This window comes from Kitasatospora sp. NPDC051853, assembly GCF_044452665.1.
Taxonomy (GTDB): Bacteria; Actinomycetota; Actinomycetes; order Streptomycetales; family Streptomycetaceae; genus Kitasatospora.
Map to the genome: position 1 here is coordinate 393,557 of NZ_JBITBY010000006.1, position 26,271 is coordinate 419,827.

At 72.5% G+C, this 26,271-nt stretch carries 23 protein-coding genes; 21 read left to right on the forward strand and 2 right to left on the reverse strand.

The features are described 5' to 3' along the window. Positions 1-4 precede the first annotated feature (4 nt). The 19 genes from ACIA8O_RS19930 to ACIA8O_RS20020 all read left to right on the forward strand — a co-directional run bounded on the left by ACIA8O_RS19930 (position 5) and on the right by ACIA8O_RS20020 (position 22,352). Positions 5-742 (forward strand): CDP-alcohol phosphatidyltransferase family protein, encoded by a 738-nt coding sequence (locus ACIA8O_RS19930; protein WP_396295341.1) that lies wholly within the window; start codon positions 5-7, stop codon positions 740-742. Next, entirely contained in the window at positions 739-1,623 is an 885-nt protein-coding gene (locus ACIA8O_RS19935; protein ID WP_396295218.1) for a glycosyltransferase family 2 protein, read from the forward strand. Before ACIA8O_RS19930 ends, ACIA8O_RS19935 begins: the two co-directional genes overlap by 4 nt. Positions 1,624-1,753: 130 nt before the next feature. Then, on the forward strand, positions 1,754-2,671 hold the full coding sequence (locus tag ACIA8O_RS19940; RefSeq protein ID WP_396295219.1) for an ABC transporter permease: 918 nt from the start codon (positions 1,754-1,756) through the stop codon (positions 2,669-2,671). A gap of 31 nt (positions 2,672-2,702) precedes the next feature. Beyond that, positions 2,703-3,473 (forward strand): ABC transporter ATP-binding protein, encoded by a 771-nt coding sequence (locus ACIA8O_RS19945; protein ID WP_396295342.1) that lies wholly within the window; start codon positions 2,703-2,705, stop codon positions 3,471-3,473. Between the two features lie 125 nt (positions 3,474-3,598). Further along, complete coding sequence (hpnC, locus tag ACIA8O_RS19950; RefSeq protein ID WP_396295220.1) at positions 3,599-4,513, forward strand: squalene synthase HpnC; 915 nt, start codon at positions 3,599-3,601, stop codon at positions 4,511-4,513. Positions 4,514-4,554: 41 nt separating this feature from the next. Further along, complete coding sequence (gene hpnD / locus ACIA8O_RS19955; RefSeq protein WP_396295343.1) at positions 4,555-5,412, forward strand: presqualene diphosphate synthase HpnD; 858 nt, start codon at positions 4,555-4,557, stop codon at positions 5,410-5,412. A 94-nt stretch (positions 5,413-5,506) separates the two neighbouring features. Next, a complete protein-coding gene (gene hpnE / locus ACIA8O_RS19960; protein WP_396295221.1) occupies positions 5,507-6,898 on the forward strand; it encodes a hydroxysqualene dehydroxylase HpnE in 1,392 nt (463 codons plus the stop codon). An 86-nt stretch (positions 6,899-6,984) separates the two neighbouring features. Beyond that, the gene (locus tag ACIA8O_RS19965) at positions 6,985-8,070 is read left to right on the forward strand and encodes a polyprenyl synthetase family protein (RefSeq protein WP_396295222.1); all 1,086 of its coding nucleotides are present in this window, start codon (positions 6,985-6,987) and stop codon (positions 8,068-8,070) included. A gap of 7 nt (positions 8,071-8,077) precedes the next feature. Further along, the gene (gene shc / locus ACIA8O_RS19970) at positions 8,078-10,162 is read left to right on the forward strand and encodes a squalene--hopene cyclase (RefSeq protein WP_396295223.1); all 2,085 of its coding nucleotides are present in this window, start codon (positions 8,078-8,080) and stop codon (positions 10,160-10,162) included. Positions 10,163-10,259: 97 nt separating this feature from the next. After that, complete coding sequence (locus ACIA8O_RS19975) at positions 10,260-10,958, forward strand: 1-hydroxy-2-methyl-2-butenyl 4-diphosphate reductase (protein ID WP_396295224.1); 699 nt, start codon at positions 10,260-10,262, stop codon at positions 10,956-10,958. 2 nt (positions 10,959-10,960) lie between these two features. Continuing rightward, positions 10,961-11,977: an adenosyl-hopene transferase HpnH gene (hpnH, locus tag ACIA8O_RS19980; RefSeq protein WP_396295225.1), complete on the forward strand. Its 1,017-nt coding sequence runs from the start codon at positions 10,961-10,963 to the stop codon at positions 11,975-11,977. Between the two features lie 127 nt (positions 11,978-12,104). Further along, on the forward strand, positions 12,105-14,072 hold the full coding sequence (dxs, locus tag ACIA8O_RS19985; RefSeq protein WP_396295226.1) for a 1-deoxy-D-xylulose-5-phosphate synthase: 1,968 nt from the start codon (positions 12,105-12,107) through the stop codon (positions 14,070-14,072). Next, the gene (locus ACIA8O_RS19990; RefSeq protein ID WP_396295227.1) at positions 14,062-15,450 is read left to right on the forward strand and encodes an aspartate aminotransferase family protein; all 1,389 of its coding nucleotides are present in this window, start codon (positions 14,062-14,064) and stop codon (positions 15,448-15,450) included. Before dxs ends, ACIA8O_RS19990 begins: the two co-directional genes overlap by 11 nt. A gap of 156 nt (positions 15,451-15,606) precedes the next feature. Continuing rightward, entirely contained in the window at positions 15,607-19,812 is a 4,206-nt protein-coding gene (locus ACIA8O_RS19995) for a toxin glutamine deamidase domain-containing protein (RefSeq protein ID WP_396295344.1), read from the forward strand. After that, positions 19,809-20,156, forward strand: a complete 348-nt coding sequence (locus ACIA8O_RS20000) for a hypothetical protein (RefSeq protein ID WP_396295228.1) — start codon at positions 19,809-19,811, stop codon at positions 20,154-20,156. The genes ACIA8O_RS19995 and ACIA8O_RS20000 overlap by 4 nt, the downstream gene beginning before the upstream one ends. 49 nt (positions 20,157-20,205) lie before the next feature. Continuing rightward, positions 20,206-20,403: a hypothetical protein gene (locus tag ACIA8O_RS20005; protein ID WP_396295229.1), complete on the forward strand. Its 198-nt coding sequence runs from the start codon at positions 20,206-20,208 to the stop codon at positions 20,401-20,403. 26 nt (positions 20,404-20,429) lie between these two features. After that, positions 20,430-20,897: a hypothetical protein gene (locus ACIA8O_RS20010; protein ID WP_396295230.1), complete on the forward strand. Its 468-nt coding sequence runs from the start codon at positions 20,430-20,432 to the stop codon at positions 20,895-20,897. After that, the gene (locus ACIA8O_RS20015; protein WP_396295231.1) at positions 20,890-21,366 is read left to right on the forward strand and encodes a pentapeptide repeat-containing protein; all 477 of its coding nucleotides are present in this window, start codon (positions 20,890-20,892) and stop codon (positions 21,364-21,366) included. Before ACIA8O_RS20010 ends, ACIA8O_RS20015 begins: the two co-directional genes overlap by 8 nt. Further along, positions 21,363-22,352, forward strand: a complete 990-nt coding sequence (locus ACIA8O_RS20020; RefSeq protein ID WP_396295232.1) for a hypothetical protein — start codon at positions 21,363-21,365, stop codon at positions 22,350-22,352. The genes ACIA8O_RS20015 and ACIA8O_RS20020 overlap by 4 nt, the downstream gene beginning before the upstream one ends. Here the strand turns inward: ACIA8O_RS20020 and ACIA8O_RS20025 are convergent. Next, positions 22,325-23,299 (reverse strand): TetR/AcrR family transcriptional regulator C-terminal domain-containing protein, encoded by a 975-nt coding sequence (locus ACIA8O_RS20025; RefSeq protein WP_396295233.1) that lies wholly within the window; start codon positions 23,297-23,299, stop codon positions 22,325-22,327. The genes ACIA8O_RS20020 and ACIA8O_RS20025 overlap by 28 nt on opposite strands. A 132-nt stretch (positions 23,300-23,431) precedes the next feature. Between ACIA8O_RS20025 and ACIA8O_RS20030 the strand changes: the two genes are divergently transcribed. Then, positions 23,432-24,628 carry an FAD-dependent monooxygenase gene (locus ACIA8O_RS20030; RefSeq protein WP_396295234.1) on the forward strand — a complete coding sequence of 399 codons (1,197 nt, stop codon included), beginning with the start codon at positions 23,432-23,434 and terminating at the stop codon, positions 24,626-24,628. A gap of 76 nt (positions 24,629-24,704) precedes the next feature. Then, complete coding sequence (locus ACIA8O_RS20035; protein ID WP_396295235.1) at positions 24,705-25,292, forward strand: HD domain-containing protein; 588 nt, start codon at positions 24,705-24,707, stop codon at positions 25,290-25,292. A 16-nt stretch (positions 25,293-25,308) separates the two neighbouring features. On the opposite strand, the gene hemC is transcribed toward ACIA8O_RS20035, so the two are convergent. Then, on the reverse strand, positions 25,309-26,244 hold the full coding sequence (hemC, locus tag ACIA8O_RS20040; protein WP_396295236.1) for a hydroxymethylbilane synthase: 936 nt from the start codon (positions 26,242-26,244) through the stop codon (positions 25,309-25,311). Positions 26,245-26,271 lie beyond the last annotated feature (27 nt).

Here is a 26,271-nt window from a genome sequence, read left to right on the forward strand (position 1 = left end):
GGGCATGCTCCAGCGCAGAAGCGCCGAGCACTGGGCCGGGCGCCTCTACATGCGGAAGATCTCGCTGCGGATCACCCGGGTGCTCTCCACCGTCACGGCGATCACGCCCAACGGCCTGACGTACCTGATGATGGTCACCGGCATCCTGGCCGGTGCCGCCCTGGTGGTGCCCGGCATCGCCGGCGCCGTCCTGGGCGCCCTGCTGATCCAGGTCTACCTGCTGCTGGACTGCGTGGACGGCGAGGTGGCCCGCTGGCGCCGGCAGACCTCGCTGACCGGCGTCTACCTGGACCGGGTCGGCCACTACATGTCCGAGGCCGCGCTGCTCACCGGCCTCGGCCTGCGCGCCACCGACCTGTTCCACCGTCAGGGCAGCGCCTCGCACTGGGAGTGGGCCTTCCTCGGCACGCTGGCCGCGCTCGGCGCCATCCTGATCAAGTCGGAGACCGACCTGGTGGACGTGGCCCGGGCCCGCAGCGGGATGACCGCCGTCGAGGACAGCGCCTCGGTGCCGCGCTCGGCCGGGGTGGCCAAGGCCCGCAAGGCCGCCGCCTTCCTGAAGTTCCACCGGCTGGTCGGCGCGGTCGAGGCCTCGCTGCTCATCCTGGCGGCCGGGATCGCCGACGCGGTGGCCGGGGACCTCTTCTTCACCCGCCTCGCGGTGGTCGTGCTGGCCGCGATCGCGATGCTCCAGACCGTCCTGCACCTGCTCTCCATCGTCCTGTCGAGCAGGCTCCGATGAGCGACCAGTTCCGTCTCGGCGCCGTCATCATCACCATGGGCAACCGGCCCGCCGAGCTCAACGCCCTGATCGAGTCGGTCCGCGCCCAGGAGGGCCCGGCGGTCGAGCTCGCCGTGGTCGGCAACGGCGCCCCGCTGCCCGAGCTGCCCGAGGGCGTCCGCTCGGTCGAGCTGCCCGAGAACCTCGGCATCCCCGGCGGGCGCAACGTCGGCATCGAGCTGTTCGGCCCCGACGGCCGGGACGTGGACGCCGTCCTCTTCCTGGACGACGACGGCCTGCTGCCGCGCACCGACTCCGCCCGCCTGCTGCGCGAGGCCTTCACCGCCGACCCGGGCCTGGGCATCGTCTCGTTCCGGATCGCCGACCCGGACACCGGCGAGACCCAGCGCCGCCACGTGCCCCGGCTGCGGGCCAGCGACCCGATGCACTCCTCCCGGGTGACCACCTTCCTCGGCGGCGCCAGCGCCGTCCGCAGCGCGGTCTTCCCGCAGGCCGGGCAGCTGCCCGCGGAGTTCTTCTACGCCCACGAGGAGACCGACCTCGCGTGGCGGGCGCTGGACGCCGGCTGGTCCATCGACTACCGCGCCGACGTGGTGCTCTTCCACCCGACCACCTCCCCGGCCCGGCACGCCGCGTACTTCCACAACGTCGCCCGGAACAGGGTCTGGCTCGCGAGGCGGAACCTTCCGGCCCCTCTCGTGCCTCTCTACCTGGGAGTCTGGTTCCTGCTCACGGTGGCCCGCCGTCCCTCCGGGGAGGCGCTCAAGGCCTGGCTGGGCGGGTTCAAGGCCGGCTGGCGCGAACAGTGCGGTCCGCGTCGGCCGATGCGTTGGCGTACGGTGTGGCGATTGACCCGTTTGGGCCGACCGCCGATCATCTGATCGCAGAAAATCTTCCGGCGACCCCCGTCGTCGGACCGGTACTTCCCCCCGTTGATCCCGGTGGGTCAGACCGGAACCGCCGCCGTTCCCCCGTCGGCGGCCCGGTCTTCCGATCCCGTGAAGGACGAATGTGTCGACAGTGAGTGACCCGGTCAACTTCTCCGCACCCAGCGGCGTTGACGCGGGTCTGACCCCGAAGCAGCTCGTGGCCAAGTACGGCCTGACCGTGAGCGGCAAGCGGCCCGGCCTGTTCAAGTACGTGCGCGAGCTCTGGTCGCGGCGCCAGTTCATCATGGCGTTCGCCACCGCCCGCCTGGTGGCGCAGTACACCACGGCCAAGCTCGGCCAGGTCTGGCAGGTCCTCACCCCGCTGCTGAACTGTGCGGTGTTCTACCTGGTCTTCGGCGTGATGATGAAGACCGGCGAGACGATCGACCCGTACATCCCCTGGCTCTGCATCGGCGTCTTCGTCTTCCAGTTCAGCCAGAGCGCGGTGCTCTCCGGCACCCGGGCGATCTCCGACAACCTCGGCCTGATCCGCGCGCTGCACTTCCCCCGGGCCAGCCTGCCGATCGCCTTCACAGTGATCCAGCTCCAGCAGCTGCTGATCTCGATGATCGTGCTGGTCGGCATCGTGCTGTTCTGGCAGCCGCCGACCATGACCTGGCTGCTGCTGATCCCGGCGCTGGTCCTGCAGTGCGTCTTCAACACCGGCCTCGCCCTGATGTTCGCCCGGATCGGCGCCAAGACCAGCGACATGGCCCAGCTGATGCCGTTCCTGCTGCGCACCTGGATGTACACCTCCGGCGTGATGTACTCCGTCCAGGGCGCGGTCGAGAAGTGGCCGACCATCTGGCAGGCGCTGTTCCGCCTGAACCCGGCCTCGGTCTACATGGACCTGATCCGCTACGCGTTCATCCCGAACACGTACAACAAGGAGGCGCTGCCTCCGCACGTCTGGGCCATCGCGCTCGGCTGGGCGCTCATCGCCGGTCTGGTCGGCTTCGTGTACTTCTGGAAGGCAGAGGAGGAGTACGGCCGTGGCTGACACCGTGACCACCGAGACCCGAGGGGCCGTCATGAGCAAGACCCAGGACGCCCGGATCCCCACCGTGGTGGTGGACGACGTGCACATCGTCTACCGGGTGCACGGTGCCGGCTCGGGCCGCGGCAGCGCGACCTCGGCGCTCAGCCGGATCATCTCCCGCAAGCGCTCGCCCGCGATCCGCGAGGTGCACGCCGTCCGGGGCATCAGCTTCACCGCCTACAAGGGCGAGGCGGTCGGCCTGATCGGCTCCAACGGCTCCGGCAAGTCGACCATGCTGTCGGCCATCGCCGGTCTGCTGCCGACCGAGAAGGGCGCCATCTACACCAATGGCCAGCCCTCGCTGCTGGGCGTCAACGCGGCACTGATGGACGATCTGACGGGGGATCGGAACATCGTGCTGGGCTGCCTGGCGATGGGCATGTCGATGGCCGAGGTCAAGCGCCGCTACCAGGACATCGTGGACTTCTCGGGGATCAACGAGAAGGGCGACTTCATCTCGCTGCCGATGCGCGCCTACTCCTCCGGCATGGCGGCCCGCCTGCGCTTCTCCATCGCGGCGGCCAAGACCCACGACGTGCTGCTGATCGACGAGGCCCTGGCCACCGGTGACCAGAAGTTCCAGCGCCGCTCCGAGGACCGGATCCGCGAGCTGCGCAAGGAGGCGGGCACCGTCTTCCTGGTCAGCCACAACAACAACTCGATCCGCGACACCTGCGAGCGCACCATCTGGATCGAGAAGGGCGAGCTGGTCATGGACGGCTCGACCGAGGACGTCATGAAGGAGTACGAGAAGGAGCACTGACCCTGGTGCTCCTCGCAGGCGGAGGGGCCGGTGCCGAGCACAGTCGGCGCCGGCCCCTCCGCCGTGTCCGGGTGGGCCGCCGGGCGTCGGCGGTGTAGAACGGGGGAGTGACGGAAGTGGCTTCAATGCAATCGGACAGTAGGACCGACGGCGAGACCCTCGGCAAGGCGGGGGCGGAGAACTTCCCGGTCGCGCCCGGCTTCCTGCCGGCCGCCTGGCGGGCCGACCTGATGGCGGTGTACGGCTTCGCCCGGCTGGTGGACGACGCCGGCGACGGTGACCTGGCCGAGCCCGAGAAGGTGGCCGCGCTGCTCGGCGTCGAGGGGGCCCCGGCCGACGAGGGCTTCCGGCTCGCCCTGCTGGACGGGCTGGAGCGGGACCTGGACCGGGCCTTCGGAGCGGCCCTGGACAGCCGCGCGGAGCAGCCCCGGCACCCGCTGATGCGGGGCCTGGTGCCGCTGATCGACCGTCACCCGGTGACCCCGGAGCCGTTCCGCCGGCTGATCGAGGCCAACCGGGTGGACCAGACCACCTTCCGGTACGCCACCCAGCAGGACCTGATCGGCTACTGCACCCTTTCGGCCGATCCGGTCGGCCGCCTGGTGCTGGCCCTGGCCGGGAAGGCCACCCCGGACCGGATCGCCCACTCGGACGCGATCTGCACCGGCCTCCAGCTGGCCGAGCACCTCCAGGACGTGGCCGAGGACCTGGCCCGCGGCCGGATCTACCTCCCGCAGCGGGACATGGAGCGCTTCGGCGTCACCGAGCGGGACCTCGCCGCGCCCACCGCGAACGACCGCGTGCGCGGGCTGATCGCCCATCAGGTGGAGCGCACCCGGACCCTGCTCGACCACGGAGCACCGCTGGTGGGTACGGTGCACGGGAGGCTCCGACTGCTGCTGGCGGGATTCACCGCCGGCGGGTACGCGGCCCTGTCGGCGATCGAGGCCGCCGGGTACGACGTGCTCGCCGTGCAGGCGAAGCCGGACAAGCGCCGCCTCGCGGTCAAGGCGGCGGCAATCTTCGCGAAGGGAAGGTGAACGCCCGCGTGGCGGCATCACCACTGGCCCCGGCCCCGGTCATGGCGGCCTACCGGTACTGCGAGGCGGTCACCGCCCTCCAGGCCCGGAACTTCAGCTACGGCATCCGGCTGCTGCCCGAGCCCAAGCGGCTCGGCATGTCGGCGCTCTACGCGCTGGCCCGCCGGGTGGACGACATCGGCGACGGCGAGCTCCCGCCGGAGCAGAAGGCCGATCAGCTGCGGCAGACCCGGCTCCTGCTGGAGGAGATCCGGCTCGGCACGGTGAGTGACGAGGACACCGACCCGATCAAGGTCGCGCTGGCCGACACCGCCCGCCGCTTCCCGGTCGACCTGGGCGGGTTCGACGAGCTGATCGACGGCGTCGAGATGGACCTGAGGGGCGCCGAGTACAAGACCTTCGAGGAGCTCAAGGTCTACTGCCGCTGCGTGGCCGGGTCCATCGGCCGGCTCTCGCTCGGCGTGTACGGCTGCGAGCAGCCCAAGCTCGGCGCCGAGTACGCCGACACCCTGGGCCTGGCCCTCCAGCTCACCAACATCCTGCGCGACCTGCGCGAGGACGCCGCCAACGGCCGCACCTACCTGCCCACCGAGGACCTGGTGCGATTCGGCTGCGAACAGGGTTTCGACCTGGACCGGCCGCCGGTCGGCGCCGACTTCACCGGTCTGGTCGCCTTCCAGGCCGAGCGGGCCCAGCAGGCCTTCGCCGACGGCCTGCGGCTGCTGCCGCTGCTGGACCGGCGCAGCCGGGCCTGCACCGCCGCGATGGCCGGGATCTACCACCGGCTGCTCGGCCGGATCGCCGCCGACCCGGAGTCGGTGCTGCGCGGCCGGGTCTCGCTGCCGGGGTGGGAGAAGGCGTACGTGGCACTCTCCGGGCTCGCCGGAGGGCGTTCTTGATTCTCTCCGCGTTTATGTCACGCTGTGTCAGCACCCGGTCGCCGCACGGCGGTCGGGCACGGGCTGGCCACGACCACCGCAGGGGAGGCGCGAGATGACGGCACGGCACGACCGGGAACCCTCCGCCGTGGTGGTCGGCGGCGGCCTGGCGGGCATCACCGCCGCGCTGCGCCTGGCCGAGGCCGGCCGGCGGGTCACCCTGGTGGAGACCAGGCCCCGCCTCGGCGGCCTGGCCTTCTCCTTCCGCCGCGGCGAGCTGACCGTCGACAACGGCCAGCACGTCTTCCTCCGCTGCTGCACCGCCTACCGCGGCCTGATCGACCGCCTGGGTGCGGGCCGGCTGGTGGACGTCCAGCCCCGGCTGGACGTCCCGGTCCTGTCGGTCTCCCCGGACGGGCGCCGCACCCTGGGCCGGCTGCGCCGGGCGGGCCTGCCCGTCCCGCTGCACCTGGCCGGCAGCCTGGCCTCGTACCCGCACCTGACCCCGGCCGACCGGCTGCGGGTGGTGCGGGCCGCGCTGGCCCTCAAGGGGCTGGACCTGGACGACCCGGGCCTGGACCGGATCTCCTTCGCCGAGTGGCTGCGCTCCCACGGCCAGACCCCGGCCACCACGGCCGCGCTCTGGGACCTGGTCGGCGTCGCCACCCTGAACGCCACCGCCGAGCAGACCTCGCTGGCGCTGGCCGCGATGGTCTTCAAGACCGGCCTGCTCTCCGACCCGGGCGCCTCCGACATCGGCATGGCCAAGGTGCCGCTCGGGGACGTCCACCACGACCTGGCGCTGGCCGAGCTGGAGCGGGCCGGGGTCGCGGTGCGGCTGCGCACCCGGGTGGCCGAGGTCAAGACCGCCGAGCAGCACTGCGTCCGGCTGGAGGGCGGCGAGCTGCTCACCGCGGACACCGTGGTGCTGGCCGGGGCCCAGGAGTCGGCCGCCGCGCTGCTCCCGGAGGGGGCGCTGGAGCACCCCGAGCGCCTGGCCCGGCTCGGCCACGCGCCGATCCTCAACGTCCACGTGGTCTACGACCGCCGGCTGCTGAGGCAGCCGTTCTTCGCCGCGCTCGGCTCGCCGGTGCAGTGGGTCTTCGACCGCACCGCGCACTCCGGCCTGGACGTGCCCGGCGCGCAGTACCTGGCCCTCTCGCAGTCCGCCGTGCAGGACGAGATCGACCTGCCGGTGGCCGAGCTGAGGGAGCGTTACCTGCCCGAGCTGGAGCGGCTGCTGCCGGCCGCCCGGGGCGCGGAGGTCCTGGACTTCTTCGTCACCCGGGAGCGGACCGCGACCTTCGCCCCCGCCCCGGGCACCGCGGCCCTGCGCCCCGGCCCGGTCACCCGGGTGCCGGGTCTGCTGCTGGCCGGTTCGTGGACCTCCACCGGGTGGCCCGCGACCATGGAGGGGGCCGTCCGCAGCGGCCACGCGGCCGCCGACGCGGCATTGGCCGGAAGGCGCCGTCCGGTGGACCGGAGTGACGGAAGGTGGCCCCGATGAGCCTGGGGCCGGGTAGAACTGACACCGCACCAGAGCGGCCGCGCGTGCCGGCCGCACCGTTCGCAGTACAGGGAGAGGGAACGTACGTGGAGCCTCGCAGCGGGACCGGTTCGGTCCAGGACGCGCCGGCCGCACTCCCGGTGCCGGAACTGCTGGCCCGCGGCCGCGCCCTCTGCACCCCGCCGCTGCGCGCCGCCGTCGCCCGGCTGGCCGCACCGATGGACACCGTGGCCGCATACCACTTCGGCTGGATCGACCGGGACGGCACGCCCGCGGCGGGGGACGGCGGCAAGGCCGTGCGCCCGGCGCTCGCGCTGCTCTCGGCCGAGGCGGTCGGCGCTCCGGCGCAGGTCGGCGTGCCCGGTGGTGTTTCGGTCGAACTGGTGCACAACTTCTCGCTCCTCCATGATGACTTGATGGACGGTGACGAGACGCGCCGGCACCGGGCCACGGCCTGGACGGTCTTCGGTCCGGCCCAGGCGATCCTGGTCGGCGACGGCCTGGCCGCCCTGGGCACCGAGGTCCTGCTCGACGCCGCCGTCACCGGCACCGCCTCCGCCGCCGACGCGGCCCGCGCGGTCCGGCTGATCACCAGCACCACCCGGCAGCTGATCGACGGGCAGGCCAAGGACCTCTCCTTCGAGCACCGCGACGTGGTCACCGTCGAGGAGTGCCTCGACATGGAGGCGGGCAAGACCGGCGCCCTGCTGGCCGCCGCCTCCGCCATCGGCGCGGTGCTGGCCGGGGCCGACGACCGGACCTCGGACGCGCTCCAGCGCTACGGCATGCACCTCGGCCTGGCCTTCCAGGCGGTGGACGACCTGCTCGGCATCTGGGGCGCCACCGAGGTCACCGGCAAGCCGCACTGGGGGGACCTGCGCCAGCGCAAGAAGTCCCTCCCGGTGGCCGCCGCGCTGGCCGAGGGCGGCGCCGCCTCCCGCCGGCTGGCCGCGGAGCTGGCCGACCCGCACAGCCGCGGCGAGGAGAGCGAGGAGCAGCTCGCCGCCCGCGCCGCGCTGATCGAGCAGGCCGGCGGCCGGGCGTGGACCCAGCAGGAGGCCCGCCGGCAGCACCGGACCGCCCTCGCCGCCCTGGACGAGGTGCCCATGACGGACGAGGTGCGCCAGCGCTTCGTCGCACTCGCCGAATTCGTGGTGGTACGAGAGAGGTGACGTTGACGTGACAGCAACCGCGGACGGCCGGCTCGACCCTGAGTACGATCCCGAGCCGGCCGCGGTGGGCGAACGCCCGCCGGTCACGGACCGGTTGACCGGCCGTCAGACGACGGTCGCGACGGCCCCGGCGCCGGAACCGCCGGGGGCCGGGAGCCGGCAGCCCGGCGGGGCGGAGCGGAGCGGTCCGTTCGATCCGTCGGAGGCCCTGGCCCGGGCCACCACCGAGTTGTTGTCACGCCAGAGCCCGGACGGCTGGTGGAAGGGCGACCTGGAGACCAACGTCACCATGGACGCCGAGGACCTGTTACTGCGTCAGTTCCTCGGCATCCGCGAGCCGGAGCAGACCGAGGCCACCGCGGCCTGGATCCGCTCCCAGCAGCGCGAGGACGGCACCTGGTCCACCTTCTACGGCGGCCCGCCCGAGCTCTCCACCACGGTCGAGGCCTACGTCGCGCTCAAGCTCGCCGGGGACGACCCCGGCGCGCCGCACATGACCGCCGCCTCCCGGTACGTCCGGGAGCACGGCGGCATCGCGGCCAGCCGGGTGTTCACCCGGATCTGGCTGGCACTGTTCGGCTGGTGGCCCTGGGAGCGGCTGCCGGAGATGCCGCCGGAGATCATCTTCCTGCCCCGCTGGCTGCCGCTGAACATCTACGCCTTCGGCTGCTGGGCCCGGCAGACCATCGTCCCGCTCACCGTGGTCTCGGCCCACCGCCCGGTCCGCCCGGCCCCGTTCGACCTCACCGAACTGCACACCGACCCGGCCGACCCCTACCCGCTGCGCCCGCTGGCCCCGCTCACCGGCTGGGACGGCGTCTTCGAACGCCTCGACCTGGTCCTGCACGCCTACCACAAGCGCGCCCTGCGCCCGCTGCGCCGGGTGGCCCTGGCCCAGGCCGGCCGCTGGATCGTCGAGCGCCAGGAGGCGGACGGCTGCTGGGGCGGCATCCAGCCGCCCGCCGTCTACTCCCTGATCGCTCTGCACCTGCTCGGCTACGACCTCGAACACCCCGTCATGCGGGCCGGCCTGGCCGCCTTCGACCGCTTCACCGTGCACACCGAGGACGGCCGCCGCTGGCTGGAGGCCTGCCAGTCCCCGGTCTGGGACACCTGCCTGGCCACCATCGCGCTGCGGGACGCGGGCCTGCCCGCCGACCACCCCGCGCTGGTCTCGGCCGCCGACTGGATGCTCGCCGAGGAGATCCGCAAGCCCGGCGACTGGGCCGTTCAGCGCCCCCGGCTGACCCCCGGCGGCTGGGCCTTCGAGTTCGAGAACGACAACTACCCCGACATCGACGACACCGCCGAGGTGGTGCTCGCCCTCAAGCGGGTCGCCCATCCGGACCCCGGGCGGATCGAGGGGGCGGTGCGGCGGGGCGTCGAGTGGAACCTCGGCATGCAGTCCCGCAACGGCGCCTGGGGCGCCTTCGACGTCGACAACACCAGCACCCTCCCCAACAAGCTGCCGTTCTGCGACTTCGGCGAGGTGGTCGACCCGCCGTCGGCCGACGTCACCGCGCACGTGGTGGAGATGCTCGCCGAGACCGGCCTGGCCGGGGACCGGCGGACCAGACGCGGCATCGACTGGCTGCTCAAGAACCAGGAGGCGGACGGCTCCTGGTTCGGCCGCTGGGGCACCAACTACATCTACGGCACCGGCTCCGTCCTGCCCGCCCTGGTGGCCGCCGGGATGCCCGTCTCGCACCCCGCCGTCCGCCGCGCGGTGGACTGGCTGGCGGACCGTCAGAACCCGGACGGCGGCTGGGGCGAGGACATGCGCTCCTACGAGGACCCGGCCCGCTGGTCCGGGCGCGGCGAGTCCACCGCCTCGCAGACCGCCTGGGCCCTGATGGCCCTGCTGGCGGCCGGCGAGGGGCCGGACGGGGCGCGCAGCGAGGTGGTCGAGCGGGGCGTCCAGTGGCTCTGCCGCACCCAGCTGCCGAGCGGCAGCTGGGACGAGCCCCAGTTCACCGGGACGGGCTTCCCGTGGGACTTCTCGATCAACTACCACCTGTACCGGCTGGTCTTCCCGGTGACCGCCCTCGGCCGTTACCTGCACGGCAACCCCATGACGGGAGGCAGGGCATGACGAAGCGTGCGCCGCGCGCGGCGGGCACCGGACGGCCCTCCCCGGCCCCCGGCCCCGGCCGGTACCCGTACGGCGACCCCAGGACGGGAGGCCGGCGGTGAGGCACGTCGCACCCGTCCCGCCGTCCGGGGCGGACCCCGCCGCCCCGCTGCTGGTCGTCTGCGCGCTCGGCCCCGAGGTGTGGGCGCTGCGCGGCGGTGACTGGAGCGGCACCGGGGCCGTGCTGCTCCGGACCGGGATGGGCCGGGCCCGGGCCCGGCGGGCGGTCGGCGGGCTGCTCGCCCGGCCCGGCTACGGGGCGCTCGCGGTGGCCGGCTTCGGCGCCGCCCTCGGGCCGGGCGTCCTGCCCGGGGACGTGATCGTCGCGGACTCCGTGCGGGACGCCGAGGGTGACGCCTGGTCACTCGACTCCGCCCCCGCCCTGGCCGCCGAGCTGCGGGCCCGCGGCCTGACCGTCCACATCGGCCCGCACCACACCGCCGACCACGTGGTCCGCGGTGCGGAGCGCAGCGCGCTGCACGCCACCGGTGCCCGCGCCGTCGACATGGAGGCCGCCGCCGTGCTGGCCGCCCGGGCCGAGGCCGGCTCCGGGCTGCCGGCGGCGGTGCTCCGGGTGGTGGTCGACACCCCCAGCCGGGAGCTGCTGCGGCCCGGCACCCTGCCCGCCGGGCTGCGCGCCTGGCGGGCCCTGCGGGCCACCGTGCCGGCCCTCGCGGCCTGGCGGCGGTCGGTGGCCCGCGACGAGCTGAAGAACCGTGCACCACAGTCCTCGACGCTCCCTCAGGAGGCGAGCTAGCCATGGCAATGCCGCTGCGCCAGTCCGTGCGCGTCAGCACCTACCTGCTCCAGCAGAAGCTCAAGCGGAACAAGAAGTTCCCGCTGATCGTCGAACTGGAGCCGCTCTACGCCTGCAACCTGGCCTGCGAGGGCTGCGGGAAGATCCAGCACCCGGCCGGGGTGCTGAAGCAGCGGATGCCGGTCGCCCAGGCGGTCGGCGCGGTGCTGGAGTCGGGCGCCCCGATGGTCTCCATCGCGGGCGGCGAACCGCTGATGCACCCGCAGATCGACGAGATCGTCCGCCAGTTGGTGGGGCGGCGCAAGTACGTCTTCCTCTGCACCAACGCGCTGCTGCTGCGCAAGAAGCTGGACAAGTTCACCCCCTCGCCGTACTTCACCTTCACCGTGCACATCGACGGGCTGCGCGAGCGGCACGACGCCTCGGTGGCCAAGGAGGGCACCTTCGACGAGGCGGTGGAGGCGATCAAGGAGGCCAAGCGGCGCGGCTTCCGGGTGACCACCAACTCGACCTTCTTCAACACCGACACCCCGCAGACCATCATCGAGGTGCTGGACTACCTCAACGACGAGCTGCAGGTCGACGAGATGATGATCTCCCCGGCCTACGCCTACGAGAAGGCGCCCGACCAGGACCACTTCCTGGGCGTGGAGCAGACCAGGGAGCTGTTCCGGAAGACCTTCGCGGGCGGCAACCGCCGCCGCTGGCGGCTCAACCACAGCCCGCTCTTCCTGGACTTCCTGGAGGGCAAGGTCGACTTCGAGTGCACCGCCTGGGGCATCCCGAACTACTCGCTGTTCGGCTGGCAGCGCCCCTGCTACCTGATGGCCGACGGCTACGTCCCCACCTACCGTGAGCTGATCGAGAAGACCGACTGGGCCAAGTACGGTCGCGGCAAGGACCCGCGCTGCGACAACTGCATGGCGCACTGCGGGTACGAACCGACCGCCGTGCTGGCCACCATGGGCTCCCTCAAGGAGTCCCTGCGGGCCGCCCGGGAGACCCTCGGCGCGCACTGACAGCACCCTCGGGAGCCCGCCCTGGCGGGCTCCCGACAGGCGCACCGGCAGCGATGGCCGCAGGCTGGACACAGACCGTCACCAGCACGGACCGTCATCGCCCAGTACCGAGCCACGAGGTGAAGCCATGTCAGTCCTGTCCACCGTCCGGGGCCCCGCCGACCTCCGCCGCCTCTCCCCGCCGGAGCTCGCCCGGCTCGCGGACGAGATCCGCGAGTTCCTGGTCTCCGCCGTCACCAAGACCGGCGGACACCTGGGGCCCAACCTCGGGGTGGTGGAGCTGACCATCGCGCTGCACCGGGTCTTCGACTCGCCGTACGACCGCATCCTCTGGGACACCGGACACCAGGCCTACGTCCACAAGCTGCTCACGGGCCGTCAGGACTTCGCCCGGCTGCGGATGCAGGGCGGCCTCTCCGGCTACCCGTCCCGGGCCGAGTCCGAACACGACGTGATCGAGAACTCGCACGCCTCCACCGCCCTCGGCTACGCCGACGGCCTGGCCAAGGCGCACCAACTGCTCGGCACCCCCGGCCGGCACACCGTGGCGGTGATCGGCGACGGGGCGCTCACCGGCGGGATGGCCTGGGAGGCGCTGAACAACATCGCCGAGGCCGACCGCCCGCTGGTCATCGTGGTCAACGACAACGAGCGCTCCTACGCGAAGACCATCGGCGGCCTGGCCCACCACCTGGCCGCGCTGCGCACCGCCCAGGGCTACGAGCGCTTCCTGGCGCTGGGCAAGGGCGCGCTGCAGCGCACCCCGCTGGTCGGCAAGCCGGTCTTCGACGCGCTGCACGGGGCCAAGAAGGGCTTCAAGGACGCGTTCACCCCGCAGGGCATGTTCGAGGACCTGGGCCTGAAGTACCTCGGCCCGATCGACGGCCACGACCTCGTCTCGGTGGAGCAGGCGCTCCGTCAGGCCCGGGGCTTCGACGGCCCGGTCATCGTGCACTGCCTCACCGTCAAGGGCCGCGGCTACCGCCCCGCCGAGCAGGACGAGGCCGACCGCTTCCACGCCGTCGGCGCCATGGACCCGTACACCTGCCTGCCCGTCTCGCCCTCCTCCGGAGCCTCCTGGACCTCCGTCTTCGGCAGCGAACTGGCCGCCCTCGGCGCCGAACGCCCGGACGTGGTGGCGATCACCGCCGCCATGCTCCAGCCCGTCGGCCTGGCCCCGTTCGCCGCCGCCCACCCCGAGCGCACCTACGACGTCGGCATCGCCGAGCAGCACGCGGTGGCCAGCGCGGCCGGCCTGGCCACCGGCGGCCTGCACCCCGTCGTGGCCGTCTACGCCACGTTCCTCAACCGGGCCTTCGACCAGGTGCTGATGGACGTCGCCCTGCACCGCCTGGGCGTCACCTTCGTGCTCGACCGGGCCGGGGTGACCGGCAACGACGGGGCCTCGCACAACGGCATGTGGGACATGTCCATCCTCCAGGTGGTGCCGGGCCTGCGGCTGGCCGCGCCCCGCGACGCCGAGCAGCTGCGCGTCCAGCTGCGGGAGGCGGTGGACGTCCGGGACGCCCCCACGGTGGTCCGCTTCCCCAAGGGCGACCTCGGCCCCGAGGTCCCCGCGCTGGAGCGGCTCGGCGGCGTCGACGTCCTGCAACGCACCGGCCCCGCACCGGAGATCCTGCTGGTCGCGGTCGGCGCCATGGCCCCCGCCTGCCTGGACGCGGCGGCCCTGCTGCTCGCCGAGGGCTTCACCTGCACCGTGGTGGACCCGCGCTGGGTCAAGCCGGTCGACCCGGTGCTGCCGCTGCTGGCCGCCGAGCACCGGCTGGTGGTCACGGTCGAGGACAACGGCCGGGTGGGCGGCGTCGGTTCGGCCATCGCCCAGGCCATGCGGGACGCCGGAGTGGACGTGCCGCTGCGCGACCTCGGCATCCCGCAGGAGTTCCTCACGCACGCCGGGCGGGGAGAGATCCTCGAGGAGATCGGCCTCACCGGGACGGGCGTGGCCGCCCAGACCGCCGTCTTCGCCAAGCAACTCCTGCGCCCCCAGAACCCCGCACGCAGCCAGAACCCCGCACACGGGGAGAACCCGAACCGCGAACCCGACCAAGGAGCGAACCAGCACCATGCCGGCTGACCGTCTCGACCTCTCCGCGCTGCTCGCCGAACGGGGCGCCGAACGCTACGAGTTGCAGGCCAAGTACCTCAACCCGCAACTGGCCCGGATGCTGCACACCATCGGCTTCGACAAGTACTACGAGCGCGCGGAGGGGGCCTACTTCTACGACGCGGAGGGCAACGACTACCTCGACATGCTGGCCGGCTTCGGCATCTTCGCCCTCGGCCGCCACCACCCGGTGGTCCGGGCCGCCGTGCAGGACGTGATGGACCTCGGCCTGCCGGACCTGGTCCGCTTCGACTGCTCCCCGCTCCAGGGCCTGCTGGCCGAGCAACTCCTCTCCTACGCACCGGGGTTGGACCGGGTCTTCTTCGGCAACAGCGGCACCGAGGCGGTCGAGACGGCGCTGAAGTTCGCCCGCTACGCCACCGGGAAGCGGCGGGTGCTCTACTGCGACCACGCCTTCCACGGCCTGACCACGGGCTCGCTGTCGGTCAACGGCGAGAACGGCTTCCGCAAGGGCTTCGACCCGCTGCTCCCCGACACCGCCATCCCGCTCGGTGACCTCGGCGCGCTGCGGAAGGAACTCCGCAAGGGCGACGTCGCCGCGCTGATCGTCGAGCCGATCCAGGGCAAGGGCGTGCTCGCCCCGCCGCCCGGCTGGCTGCTCGCCGCCCAGCAACTCCTGCACGAGCACAAGGCCCTGCTCATCTGCGACGAGGTGCAGACGGGGGTCGGGCGGACGGGCTCCTTCTTCGCCTACCAGGCGGAGGCGGGCGTCCAGCCCGACCTGGTGTGCGCGGCCAAGGCCCTGTCGGGCGGGTACGTCCCGGTGGGTGCCACGTTGGGGAAGGGGTGGATCTTCGAGAAGGTGTACTCCTCGATGGACCGGGTGCTGGTGCACTCGGCCAGCTTCGGCTCCAACGCCCAGGCGATGGCGGCCGGCCTCGCCACCCTGCACGTGATGCGGGAGGAGGCGGTGGTGGAGAACGCCGCGAAGGTCGGGGAGCTGTTCCGCGGGCGGTTGTCGGCGCTGGTGGAGAAGTACGAGCTGCTGGCGGAGGTGCGGGGTCGGGGACTGATGATCGGCATCGAGTTCGGCCGGCCCAAGTCGCTGAAGCTGAGGACCGGTTGGACTGCGTTGCAGGCGGCGCGGAAGGGCCTGTTCGCCCAGATGGTGGTGGTGCCGCTGCTCCAGCGCCACCGCATCCTCACCCAGGTCTCCGGCGACCACCTGGAGGTCATCAAGCTGATCCCGCCGCTGATCATCACCGAGCGGGAGGTGGACCGCTTCATGACCGCCTTCGAGGAGATCATGGACGACGCCCACCGGGGCAGCGGCCTGATGTGGGACTTCGGGCGGACGCTGGTCAAGCAGGCAGTGGGGAGCCGGTAGGGCCTCTTGCCTCTTACCTCTTGCCTCTGTGCTTCTGCGTGGGCGCTTCTGTAGCAGGACCGGGACAGGGGCGCCCGCTGCGTGTGATCCCCCGAACACTATGATCGCTGCACGTTTGGTTGATCGTCAGTAACGGGGGATGACGAAGTGGCGCTCATGTTGCCGGACAGCGTCGAGTGGGTTCTCGAGATGCTGGGCTTCGACTGGCCGACGGCGAATGAGGACAAGCTGCGGGAGTCGGCGCAGGTGTGGCGTGACTTCGCCGATCAGGTGGAGGAGTTGCACTATCGGGGTGCGTCGGCGGCGAACGGGGTGTTGTCGAGCAATTCGGGTGATTCGATCGATGCGTTCCGGGGGACGTGGGAGAAGTTCTCGGGTGGTGGGGGTGGGTATCTGGCGGATGCGGCGACGGCTGCGCGGTTGATCGCGGCGGCGTTCGATGCTGCTGCGGTGATCGTGGTGACGTGCAAGATCGCTGTGATTGCGCAGTTGGTGGCGTTGGCGGTGGAGTTGATCGCTGCTCAGGCGGCTGCGCCGTTCACGTTGGGGTTGTCGGAGTTGGGGGCGGCCGGGGCGACGTTGGCGACGAAGGCCATCGTGCGGCGGTTGTTGAAGGAGCTGCGGCAGGCTCTGGTCGAGGCGATCATGGAGACGCTGAAGGAGCCGGTGGTTTCGGCTGTTCAGGGGATGATCAGTGATCTGATCGCGCAGACGGTGAACCAGGGTTTCGGTGCGCAGGACGGGTATGACCTGGGGCGGACGGCGAAGCGGGGTGCGGAGGACTTCACGGACGCGGTGAAGAACTCGGGGCAGACGTTCACGGAGGCGTTGCGGGACGGGGTGGGTTCGCGGGCGGGGCGGCATGCGCGGGACGGGTTGGAGAGCGCGGCGGGCCGCAACAACAACGACTCGGGCTCCAACAACGACGCGGGCTCGTCGAACAGCAACAGCTCCTCGCCGTCGTCGTCCTCCAACTCTCCTTCTTCGTCGAGTAGTTCGCCGTCTTCGTCCAGTCCCTCCAGCACGCACAGTCCCTCGTCGAGCAGCACTCCGGGGGACAGCGGCAGCACGCCGAGCAGCACGAGCCGTCCGACGAGCACTGCGCCGGACAGCACCCCGACGAGCGAGTCGCCGTCGTCGAACCGTCCCCAGCCGACCACGGCGCCGTCGCAGCCGGGTGGGGATCCGTCTCCGTCACGGACGCCGTCGCCTGCGTTGGACCCGTTCGGTACCCGGGTGGGTCCGGACGCGGCGAACGACGGTCCGTCGCGCACGCCGGTGACGCCGGAGAGCAGCACGCCGCCGTCGCGCAACGACGACGCGGGAAGCCGCACCAACACCCCTGCCCCGGAAGGCCGTTCGGCGCCGGACAACTCCGGTACGACGCGCACACCCGACCATGACCCGGGCTCGACCCGGCCCAGCGCCAATGACGGTCCGTCGCGCACCCCGGATCACGACCCGGGTTCCACGCGGCCGACCACCAACGAGGGTCCGTCGCGCACTCCTGACCAGGACTCGGGTTCGTCGCGTCCGTCGGCGAACGATGGTCCGTCGCGCACGCCTGACCACGATCCCGGTTCGTCGCGTCCGTCGGCGAATGACGGTCCGTCGCGCACTCCTGACCATGACCCGGGTTCGACGCGGCCGTCGGCGAACGATGGTCCGTCGCGGACCCCTGACCACGATCCCGGTTCGACCCGTCCGACCACCAATGAGGGTCCGTCGCGGAGTCCGGAGCACGATCCGGCTCCGTCGCGGCCGTCGCAGGAGCCTGCTGCGCCGACGCTGGGGCCGGTGCGCCCCTCGGAGGCGGGTCCGGCTCCGCAGCCCGCGCACACCCCTGCGCCGGAGGCGGGACGTCCGGCGGAGGTGCCGACGCCGCGTCATGAGAGCGCGCCGGAGCCCGCATCGACGCGCCCGGAAGCCACGACGCCGTCCCCGCAGCAGCACCAGCCCGCGCCGGAGCGCACCGCGCCCGCGGAGCCGGCCGGCGCCCCCGCCCACACCCCTGCCCAGGCGCCTTCGTCGCACGCGCCGGGGCCGGACGGCAGCACGCCCTCGCCGTCGCCGACGCGGGTGGACCCCAGGACCGCGTTCGCCAACGACCCCACCCCCAGCCCCACGTCGTCGGACCCGGCGTCGCCTGCGGGCACGCCGCGGCTGAACACCGCGGGCCTGGGCGCCACCGCCACCGCACCCCCGCCGTCGTCGGATCACCGCCCGGGCCCGGTGCCCACCGGCGACCCCACCCCCAACACCCCCGGCACGCCGGGGACTCCGGGGATGGCGGGTGGTGTGCCGCACGCCGGTACCCCGCAGGCCGCCACGCCCACCACCCCGTCGAACCGGCCCACCGCGCCGCAGGCGCCGGCCACGCCGACGGGTCCGGTGCCCTCGCAGCGCCGCCCGGACAGTGACGGGCCGACCTTCGGGCCGCGTCCGGCCGCCGACCGCGGCCCCGCCACCAACCGGCCGGATCCGCGTACCGCCTACGCCAACCCCCGCCCCGACATCGGCAACCGCCTCAACCCCGACGGCCAGAACACCACTCCGTCGAAGCCCGACGCCACGCCGCGCCCCGATCTGGGCAACCGCCTGAACCCCAACGGCCAGAACCAGACACCGAAGCCCGACGCGGCGCCGCGTCCGGACCTGGGCAACCGGCTCGACCCGAACGGGCAGAACACCACAACGCCGAAGCCCGACGCGACGCCGCGCCCGGACCTGGGCAACCGCCTGAACCCCGACGGCCACAACGCCGCTGCGCCGAAGCCCGATGCGACGCCGCGCCCGGACATAGGCAACCGGCTCGACCCGGACGGCGGCAACTCCCGCCCGGACGACGCCCGTTCGCACCACGACGACAGCACCAGGCCGGACATCGGCAGCCGGCTGGACCCCGAGGGCCACACCACCCACCGCACCGACGACAACGACCACGTGTCGAAGGAGCCGTACCGGCCCGCCACCCAGGACCGCCCGCAGGGCAGCCCCGGCGGACTCGACGACCCCTCACCCGCCGACAACCGGCACGTCAACGATGCGGTGCCCCGCAACCCCGACGGCACCCCCACCCGCCACCCCGACCCCAACGACGGCAACTGGCCCGCCGCCGTCAACGGCACCGACCCCAACGCCCCGGGGCGCACCAACAACTGCGTCGACGTCGCCCTGGCGATGGTGGACACCTACTCCGGCCACCCCACCGCCGCCGCCTCCCGCACCCCCGACACCGACGCAGGCGGCAACCCCTCCGACCGCGGCGAGCGCGGCGGCCGCGACCGCATCGAAAACGCCCTCGGCGCCCGCTTCAACGACATGGGCAACGGCCCCCAGGCCTACCGCCGCCTCGAAGACACCCTCCGAAACAGCGGCCACGGCTCCCAGGCCGTCATCATCACCACCGACAAGGACGGCCGCTCCCACGCCTGGAACGCCGTCAACCACAACGGCACCATCACCTACATCGACGCCCAAACCGGAAAGCGCAGCAACCAACCCCTCCACAACGGCGACAACGGCGTCTTCGCCATCCCCCTCGACCCCGACCGCACCCCCACCACCCCCGAGCACCACACCACCGACCCCACCCACAACCCCGACCACGACCGCACCGCCCCCGAAGAAGCCGCCGGGCAGTCGTCCGATGGTGAATCACCGCCGCCCTCGGAGCCGGAGAGGAACGAGGCCGATCGGCCTCGCAGGCCTGTCGGTGATCTCATCCCCGACGGTAGCGGGAGCAATCTGTCGGAGAGTCAGATCAGGGACGGGTTGCAGCAGGCACTCGACCGCGAGTACGGGGAATTCCGTGTGCGGGTGACACAGGTTTTCGCGGGGCCCGACAATTTGGGTTGGGACGCGGATATCGTCGACCGCGAAGGAAATCACGTCGGCCGGATGGAGCGCACCTTCCACCGGAACGAGAACGGTGATCTGGTAGTCAAGCACGAGATATTGAAGATCTTCTCCGAGGAGAACCAGGGGAAGGGCTTCGGATCCGCTTTCAGTCGAGATCTGGAGAACTGGTACCGTGACTCGGGAGTGAAGGAAATCCGGCTCACGGCGGGCAAGGAGAACGGTGGCTACACCTGGGCGCGCCGTGACTATCGGTGGGCGGACGAGAAGGCCGCCAAGCGGATCTTCGAGCGTTTGAAGGCAAAGCTCAGGGATGCCGACCCGCCGCCGACCGCGGAGGAGGCGGCTGCCGTCGCCGACATCATGAACCGCTCCCGCAGGCCCTTCGGGAGCGATGGGTATCCCACACCCAACGAAATCGCCATGGTGGGAGCCGGGGGCGATGCCCCGTTCGGGCAGCGCGTACTGGTAGGGAGCAGCTGGGAAGGAGTGAAGACGCTGTGAGAGGGATTCCGCCGGAGGACTCGCAGTCGGTCGACCCCGAGGTGATCGAGCGTCACCGGGCGACCTCGGAGTGGTACTACGAGTTCTGTGAGAAGTACGGGGTGGACGGCCCCGAGTACGCGACTCCGGAGCAGTCGGCAGAGTACGACCGTGGCATCAAGGCCATCTACGAGCGTTTTCGGAGTGAGAAAACCCGTGTGCAGGACCGCCTCGTGGCCGAGTGGAGCGCGGAATTCTGCGAGAAGTACGGTCTGACGAATCCCTGGCTGGCTTCTGACGAGCAATTGGCCGAGTACGAGCGTCGGCTCGACGAGATCTACGCTTCCGATCCCGGCACGTCCTGAGCGTCGACTGTGCCTCGCCGGTCCACCGGCCCTCCACCAGGACGGGCCGGTGGACCGCGTCGTCCGGGCCGCCGACTCCGATGAGGGATGGGCACCGGGTGAGCGCGAGACAAGAAGGTGGGTGCCGTCGGACATGGTCCACGTGGAGTTCGGCAGTGAGGACGCGCTGCACGCCCACCTCTACCTCCAGAAGGTTTACGACTGCCTCTTCCTGGGTGCCGACGGAGTGCCCGTAGCTTCGGAGTGACGGTGCGGCGAAAGGTTCGGACAGCTGTGAGGGTCGAGGCTGCGGCAGTGATGCTGGAGCGGCTCGCGGCCGTGGACTGGGTGGCGTGGGAGCCGGCGTTCGAGCATGCCGAGGAGCGGGCCCGGTTGATGCGGGAGTACCTGCGGCGGGCGGCGCGTTGGGCGGAGGCCGTGGGTGGGGCGGACGGGTGGCCGTTCTGCGACCTCGCGGGGTCGGTCGATTCCGGGGCGGAGGTTGAGGCCGGGGTGGCCGCGCGGTTGGCGGGGGTGGTCGAGGGGGTGGGGGACGGGAGCAACGGGGCGAAGATCTGTCGGGCGGCGGTGCGGTGGGCGTCACTCGGGGAGGACGTCGTGGTGGGGTACGGGCTGCCGGATCCGTACGAGCCGTTGGTAGCGATGGTGGAGCTCGGGGGTGCGGTCACGATGGAGAACGGGATGATCGACTTCGTCACCACCCGGGTGCGGGTGCGGAGTTGGCGGGATCACCTTGACTGAGGGCAAGGACCTCCGGGGAGCGGACCTCTACCGGGAGTGGCTGGAGGAGGAGGACTTCGCCGGGGCGGACCTGAGCGGGGCGTGCCTGGTGCGGGCCGAGTTGGACGGGGCGGTGCTGCGGGGTGCCCGGTTGGACGGGGCGGATCTGACGGGGGCTTCGCTGTACGGGGTGGATGCGTCGGGGGCGAGTTTCCGTGGGGCGCGGATGCTGGGGGCGGGGCTGTTGCGGACGGATCTGCGGGGTGCGGATCTCTCGGGGGCGGTGGTCGAGGACAACTCGTTCAAGGTGGTCCTGGACGAGGCGACCGTCGTGGAGGGGCTGACGGGGACGGTGTTCGGGCCGGCCGTGTTGGTGCGGGACGGTGAGCAAGTCGAGCTGGGCGGGAGTGAGTTGGAGCGGTGGATCGCGGAGCGGGGTGGGCAGGTGCGGGTGATTCCGCCGCGGGGGCTGGCGAGGAGCGGGCAGTGAGTCGGGCGGCCGCCGTGGTGCAGCGGTTGATGGCGATCGACTGGCGGGACGAGAAGCGCGCCTTGGCGGAGGCGGACACCCGGGCGGTGCTGCTGCTGGAGTACTTCCGGCGGGCCGCGAACTGGGTGGAGTGGTGCGGCGGGACGGAGGGCTGGCCGTTCGTCGACCTCGCGGAGTCGGTCGATCCCACGGTGGCGGTCCCGGCGGAGATCGCGGAGCCGTTCGAGGCCTACCTCTACGACAACGTCGGGCTGTTCAACGCGAGCGAGATGTCCCGGGCGGCGGTCCGGTGGGCGGTGCTGACCGAGGTGTCGACCGTCCCGCGGCCGCCGTTGGAGGATCCGTACGAGCCGCTGATCCGCTGCTTCGAGCTGGGTGGTGGGCTCGCCACCGAGGGGCACTGGGTGGACCTGTGGACGATGATGATCCCCAAGCGGAAGCCGGCCGACTACGCGGGGCCCGACAGGGTGACGAGGCTGCTCGACCGCCTGGCGGCGATCCGGTGGAACGACGACGAGGCTGCGACCCGGCACGAGGGCTCGCGGGCCGAGCTGTTCGCGGAGTACCTGCGGCGGATGGGGAGTTGGGGGCTCGCCCACGGGGCCGAGCGGCCGTGGCCGGGGCTCGACCCGGTGGAGTGTCTCGACCCGTCGGTGCGGGTGGCCGAGGGGCACGCGGCGCGGCTGGAGCGGATCGTGGAGGAGAACGCGCTCGGCCCGATGACGGCGAGGTTCTGCCGGAACGCGGTCCGTTGGGCGGAGTTGGGGCGGTGGCGGGCGCTGGGGGCGCCGGACGAGGACCCCTTCGAGCCGTTGCTGCGCTGCTTCGAGCGGGGCGGGCAGTTCTTCACGGAGAACCGGGTCGCCCTGCTGGGGATCGGCGGTGGGGTGCCGTTCCGGAGCGTGGCGGAGTGGGCGGAGCAAGGGGCGTCGGAGTCGTTGGAGTCCTTGGAACCCGGCTACTTGGACGCGTTGGACCGGGCCTGAGCCGCGGCGACCAGGGCGGCCAGGCCGTCGAGGTGGCGGGCCAGGCCGAAGGTGAAGAGGGAGTCGGGGGAGAGGGCGAGGCCGCCGGGGGCGGTGCGGGCGGCGGTGAAGGCGGGGAAGGTGCCGTCGGTGAGCAGGGTGGCCATCCGGGCCTCCTGGACCTGCATCCACTGCTCGCCGGTGACGCCGCTGGTGCGGTCGGCCTCCTGCTCGGCGGCGAGGTCGACGGCGCAGCCGCGGACGTGGCCGAAGAGCGAGACGGCGGCGTGCATCCGGGTGTCGGCGTCGAGGCCGAGACCGTCCAGGGTGGCGAGCAGGTACTCGATCTGCCGCATGCCGTGGGGGGCGAGCAGCGGGCGGGCGAGGTTCAAGGTGGCTGCCAGCCACGGGTGTCGGTGGTAGAGGTCCCACTGTGCGCGGGCCGCGGACTCCAGGCGCGTCCGCCAGTCGGCGGACGGGTCGGGGGTGGGGAGGGTGGCCTCGGCGAAGGCGGCGTCGGTCATCAGGGCGAGGAGTTGGTCGCGGTTGCGGACGTGCCGGTAGAGGGACATGGCGGAGGTGCCCAGCTCGGCCGCGAGCCGTCGCATGGTCAGGGCGGCCGCGCCCTCCGCGTCGGCGATGGCGATCCCGGCCCGGACGAGACGGGCGCCGGCCGCCGCCTCGGCCGCCGCCTCGGCTGACGGGGCGTCGGACGGGGCCTCGGGACGGCGGGCGGTGCGGGCCGGCCGGGGCGCCGCGCGGACCACGGTGCCGACGCCGGGCACCGCGCGGACCAGGCCCTCGTGTTGGAGGGTGGAGAGCACCTTGGTCGCGGTCGCCATGGCGACGCCCCAGCGCTGGGTGATGGCACGGGTGGAGGGGACGCGGTCGCCCGGGCGCAGCTCGCCGCTGCGGATGCGGTCCCGCAGCTCGGCGGCGATCCGGACGTAGGGCGGGTCCACGGTCATGGTGGTGCACTCCTCGGTGTACTAGTGCGCTGAACCTAGTGCACTAGGAAGGGTGGATCAACTCTGCTGTTCACAGGCGTACTTGTCGGTGATTACGTTGTACGCACCGAAGGAACGAACGAGGGAGCAGAGATGAACGCCACCGCCACCACCCCCGCCCGCACCGTGCTGATCTCCGGCGCCGGCGTCGCCGGACCGGCGCTCGCCTACTGGCTGCGCCGCCACGGCTTCGTCCCGACCGTGGTGGAGCGCGCGCCGGCGCTGCGCGAGGGCGGCTACGCGGTGGACTTCCGGGGCGAGGCGCTGGACGTGCTGGACCGGATGGGCCTGCTGGAGCGGATCGCCGAGCAGGACACCGAGATGGGCGACGCACTGCTGGTGGACGGCGACGGGCGGGCGTACGCGACCCTGCCGTCCGTGGTCTTCGCCGGTGAACTGGAGGTGCTGAAGGGCGACTTGACCCGGATGCTGTACGAGGTCACCCGGGACGGGGTGGAGTACGTCTTCGGCGACTCGGTCACCGGGCTGACCGAGGACGCGGACGGGGTCGAGGTCACCTTCGAGCGCGGTGCCCCGCGCCGCTTCGACCTGGTGGTCGGCGCCGACGGCCTGCACTCGCGGACCAGGGCGCTGGTCTTCGGGCCGGAGGAGCGGTACGTGCGCCACCTCGGCATCCACACCGCCGTCTTCGGCCTGGACAACTACCTCGGGCTGGAGAACACCGGCCGCCTCTACGCGGCGCCGGGCCGGGCGGCCAACGTCTTCACCACCCGGGCCGACTCCGGGGCCCGCGCCGCCTTCCACTTCGCCTCCGAAGGGCCGCTGGAGCGCGAGGACCGCCACGACCGGGCCCGGCAGCAGCGGCTGATCGCCGAGCGGTTCGCGGACGACGGCTGGGAGATCCCGCGCCTGCTGCGCGAGATGGAGCGGGCGGCGGACTTCTTCTTCGACGCCAACGCCCAGGTGGAGATGGAGACCTGGTCCAAGGGGCGGGTGGTGCTGCTCGGCGACGCCGGGTACTGCGCCGGTCCGACCTCGGGGCGCGGCACCTCGCAGGCGCTGATCGGCGCGTACGTGCTGGCCGGCGAGCTGGCCGAGGCCGGGGGTGACCACGTCGCGGCCTTCGCCGCCTACGAGCGGGAGTTGCGCGGGTACGTGACGGAGCACCAGGCGATGGGGCGGGAGGGGGCGGAGCGGTTCTTCGGGCCCGCGCCCACCCAGGAGGTGCTGGACGCGATCGCCGCCCGGGCGGCCGGCCAGGCCCGTACCGCTCCCGTCCGGCTGCGCGACTACGGGCTTCGGGTGGCTCGGGCGGCTCGGGTGGCGTAGGGGGGCGCGAACGGTCGGTGAGGGCGGTGATTCCGTCAGGTCCCCGCGACGCGGCGGCCCGGGTAGGGTCGGGCGGATGACCTCCCCGCTGCTGGCCCGTGCCCTGACCGCCCCCGCCGAGCCGCCGCTGCGGCCGTTGCCGGAGGAGGTGGCCGGGTTGCTGCTCGCCCTCGACGCCCCGCCCCGGTTGGCCGCTCACCTGCGGGCGGTGCACGACGTGGCGTACCGGTTGGTGATGTGGATGGAGGAGCGGTACCCGGGGCTGGAAGTGGACCGGGAGGCGGTGCTGTTCGGGGCGGCCACCCATGACATCGGGAAGACCAGGCACCCCGCCGAGCTGTCCGGGCCGGGGTCGCTGCACGAGGAAGCGGGCCGGGAACTGCTGCTGGAGCACGGCACCGCTCCGGCGCTGGCCCGCTTCGCCGCGACGCACGCCAGTTGGACGCGCCCCGGCACCACGCTGGAGGAGCTGCTGGTGAGCACCGCCGACAAGGTGTGGAAGAACAAGCGGGTGCCGGAGTTGGAGGATCTGCTGGTGGCTGGGCTCGTGGCGGCGACGGGCGGGGAGCGGTGGGAGGAGTACCTGGCCCTGGACGAGCTGCTCACCGCGCTGGGGGACGGCGCGGAGGAGCGGCTCGCGTTCCAGGGGGCGTTCCCGGTCTGACGGGAGGTCAGGGAGCTCAGTGCGGGATGGCCGCGATCAGGTCGGAGGCGCCCTGGCGCTTGAGGGCGAGGGCGGTGGCGGTGCCGAGGTCCTCGGGGGTGAGGGAGCCGGCCCACTCGTGGGCGTCGAGGATCTGCTTGCCGTCGGGGGAGAAGACCCGGCCGCGCAGGGAGAGGCGGCCGTCCGGTTCGGCCTTGGCGTAGCCGGCGATGGGGGAGTTGCAGTGGCCCTGGAGGACGTGCAGGAACATCCGCTCCGCCGTGGCCTCGCGCCAGGTGTCGTGGTGGGCCAGGCCGCGTACGGTCTCGATGGTCCGTTCGTCGTCCTCGCGGCACTGGAGCGCCAGCACCCCGGCCCCGATCGGCGGGCACATGGTCTCGACGGGCAGCACCTCGGTGATCCGGGCCGTCTCGCCGATCCGCTCCAGGCCGGAGACGGCGAGCAGCAGGGCGTCGTACTCGCCGGCCTCCAGCTTGGCGAGGCGGCTGTTGGCGTTGCCGCGGATCGGACGGCAGTCCAGGTGGGGGTGGGTGGCGGCGAGCTGGGCCACCCGGCGCACGGAGGAGGTGCCGATCCGGGCGCCGGGCGGGAGCTGGTCCAGGGTCAGGCCGTCGGGCTGGACGACCGCGTCGCGGATGTCGTCGCGGCGCAGGTAGGCCGCGAAGACCGTCCCGGCCGGGAGCGGCCGGTCGGCGGGGACGTCCTTGAGGCAGTGCACGGCGAGGTCGGCCTCGCCGGCCAGCAGGGCGGCGTCGACCTCCTTGGTGAAGGCGCCCTTGCCGCCGAGCTTGGCGAGGTCGCCCATCCAGCGGTCGCCCGAGGTGGTGACGGGCACCACCTCGGTGCGCAGGGCCGGGTGGAGGGCGGCCAGTTCGGCCTGCACCCGCTCGACCTGGGCGAGGGCCATCGGTGAGGAACGGGAGACGATGCGGATCAACTCGGCAGCGGGCATGGAGGGATGATAGTCCGTCAGGGGCTG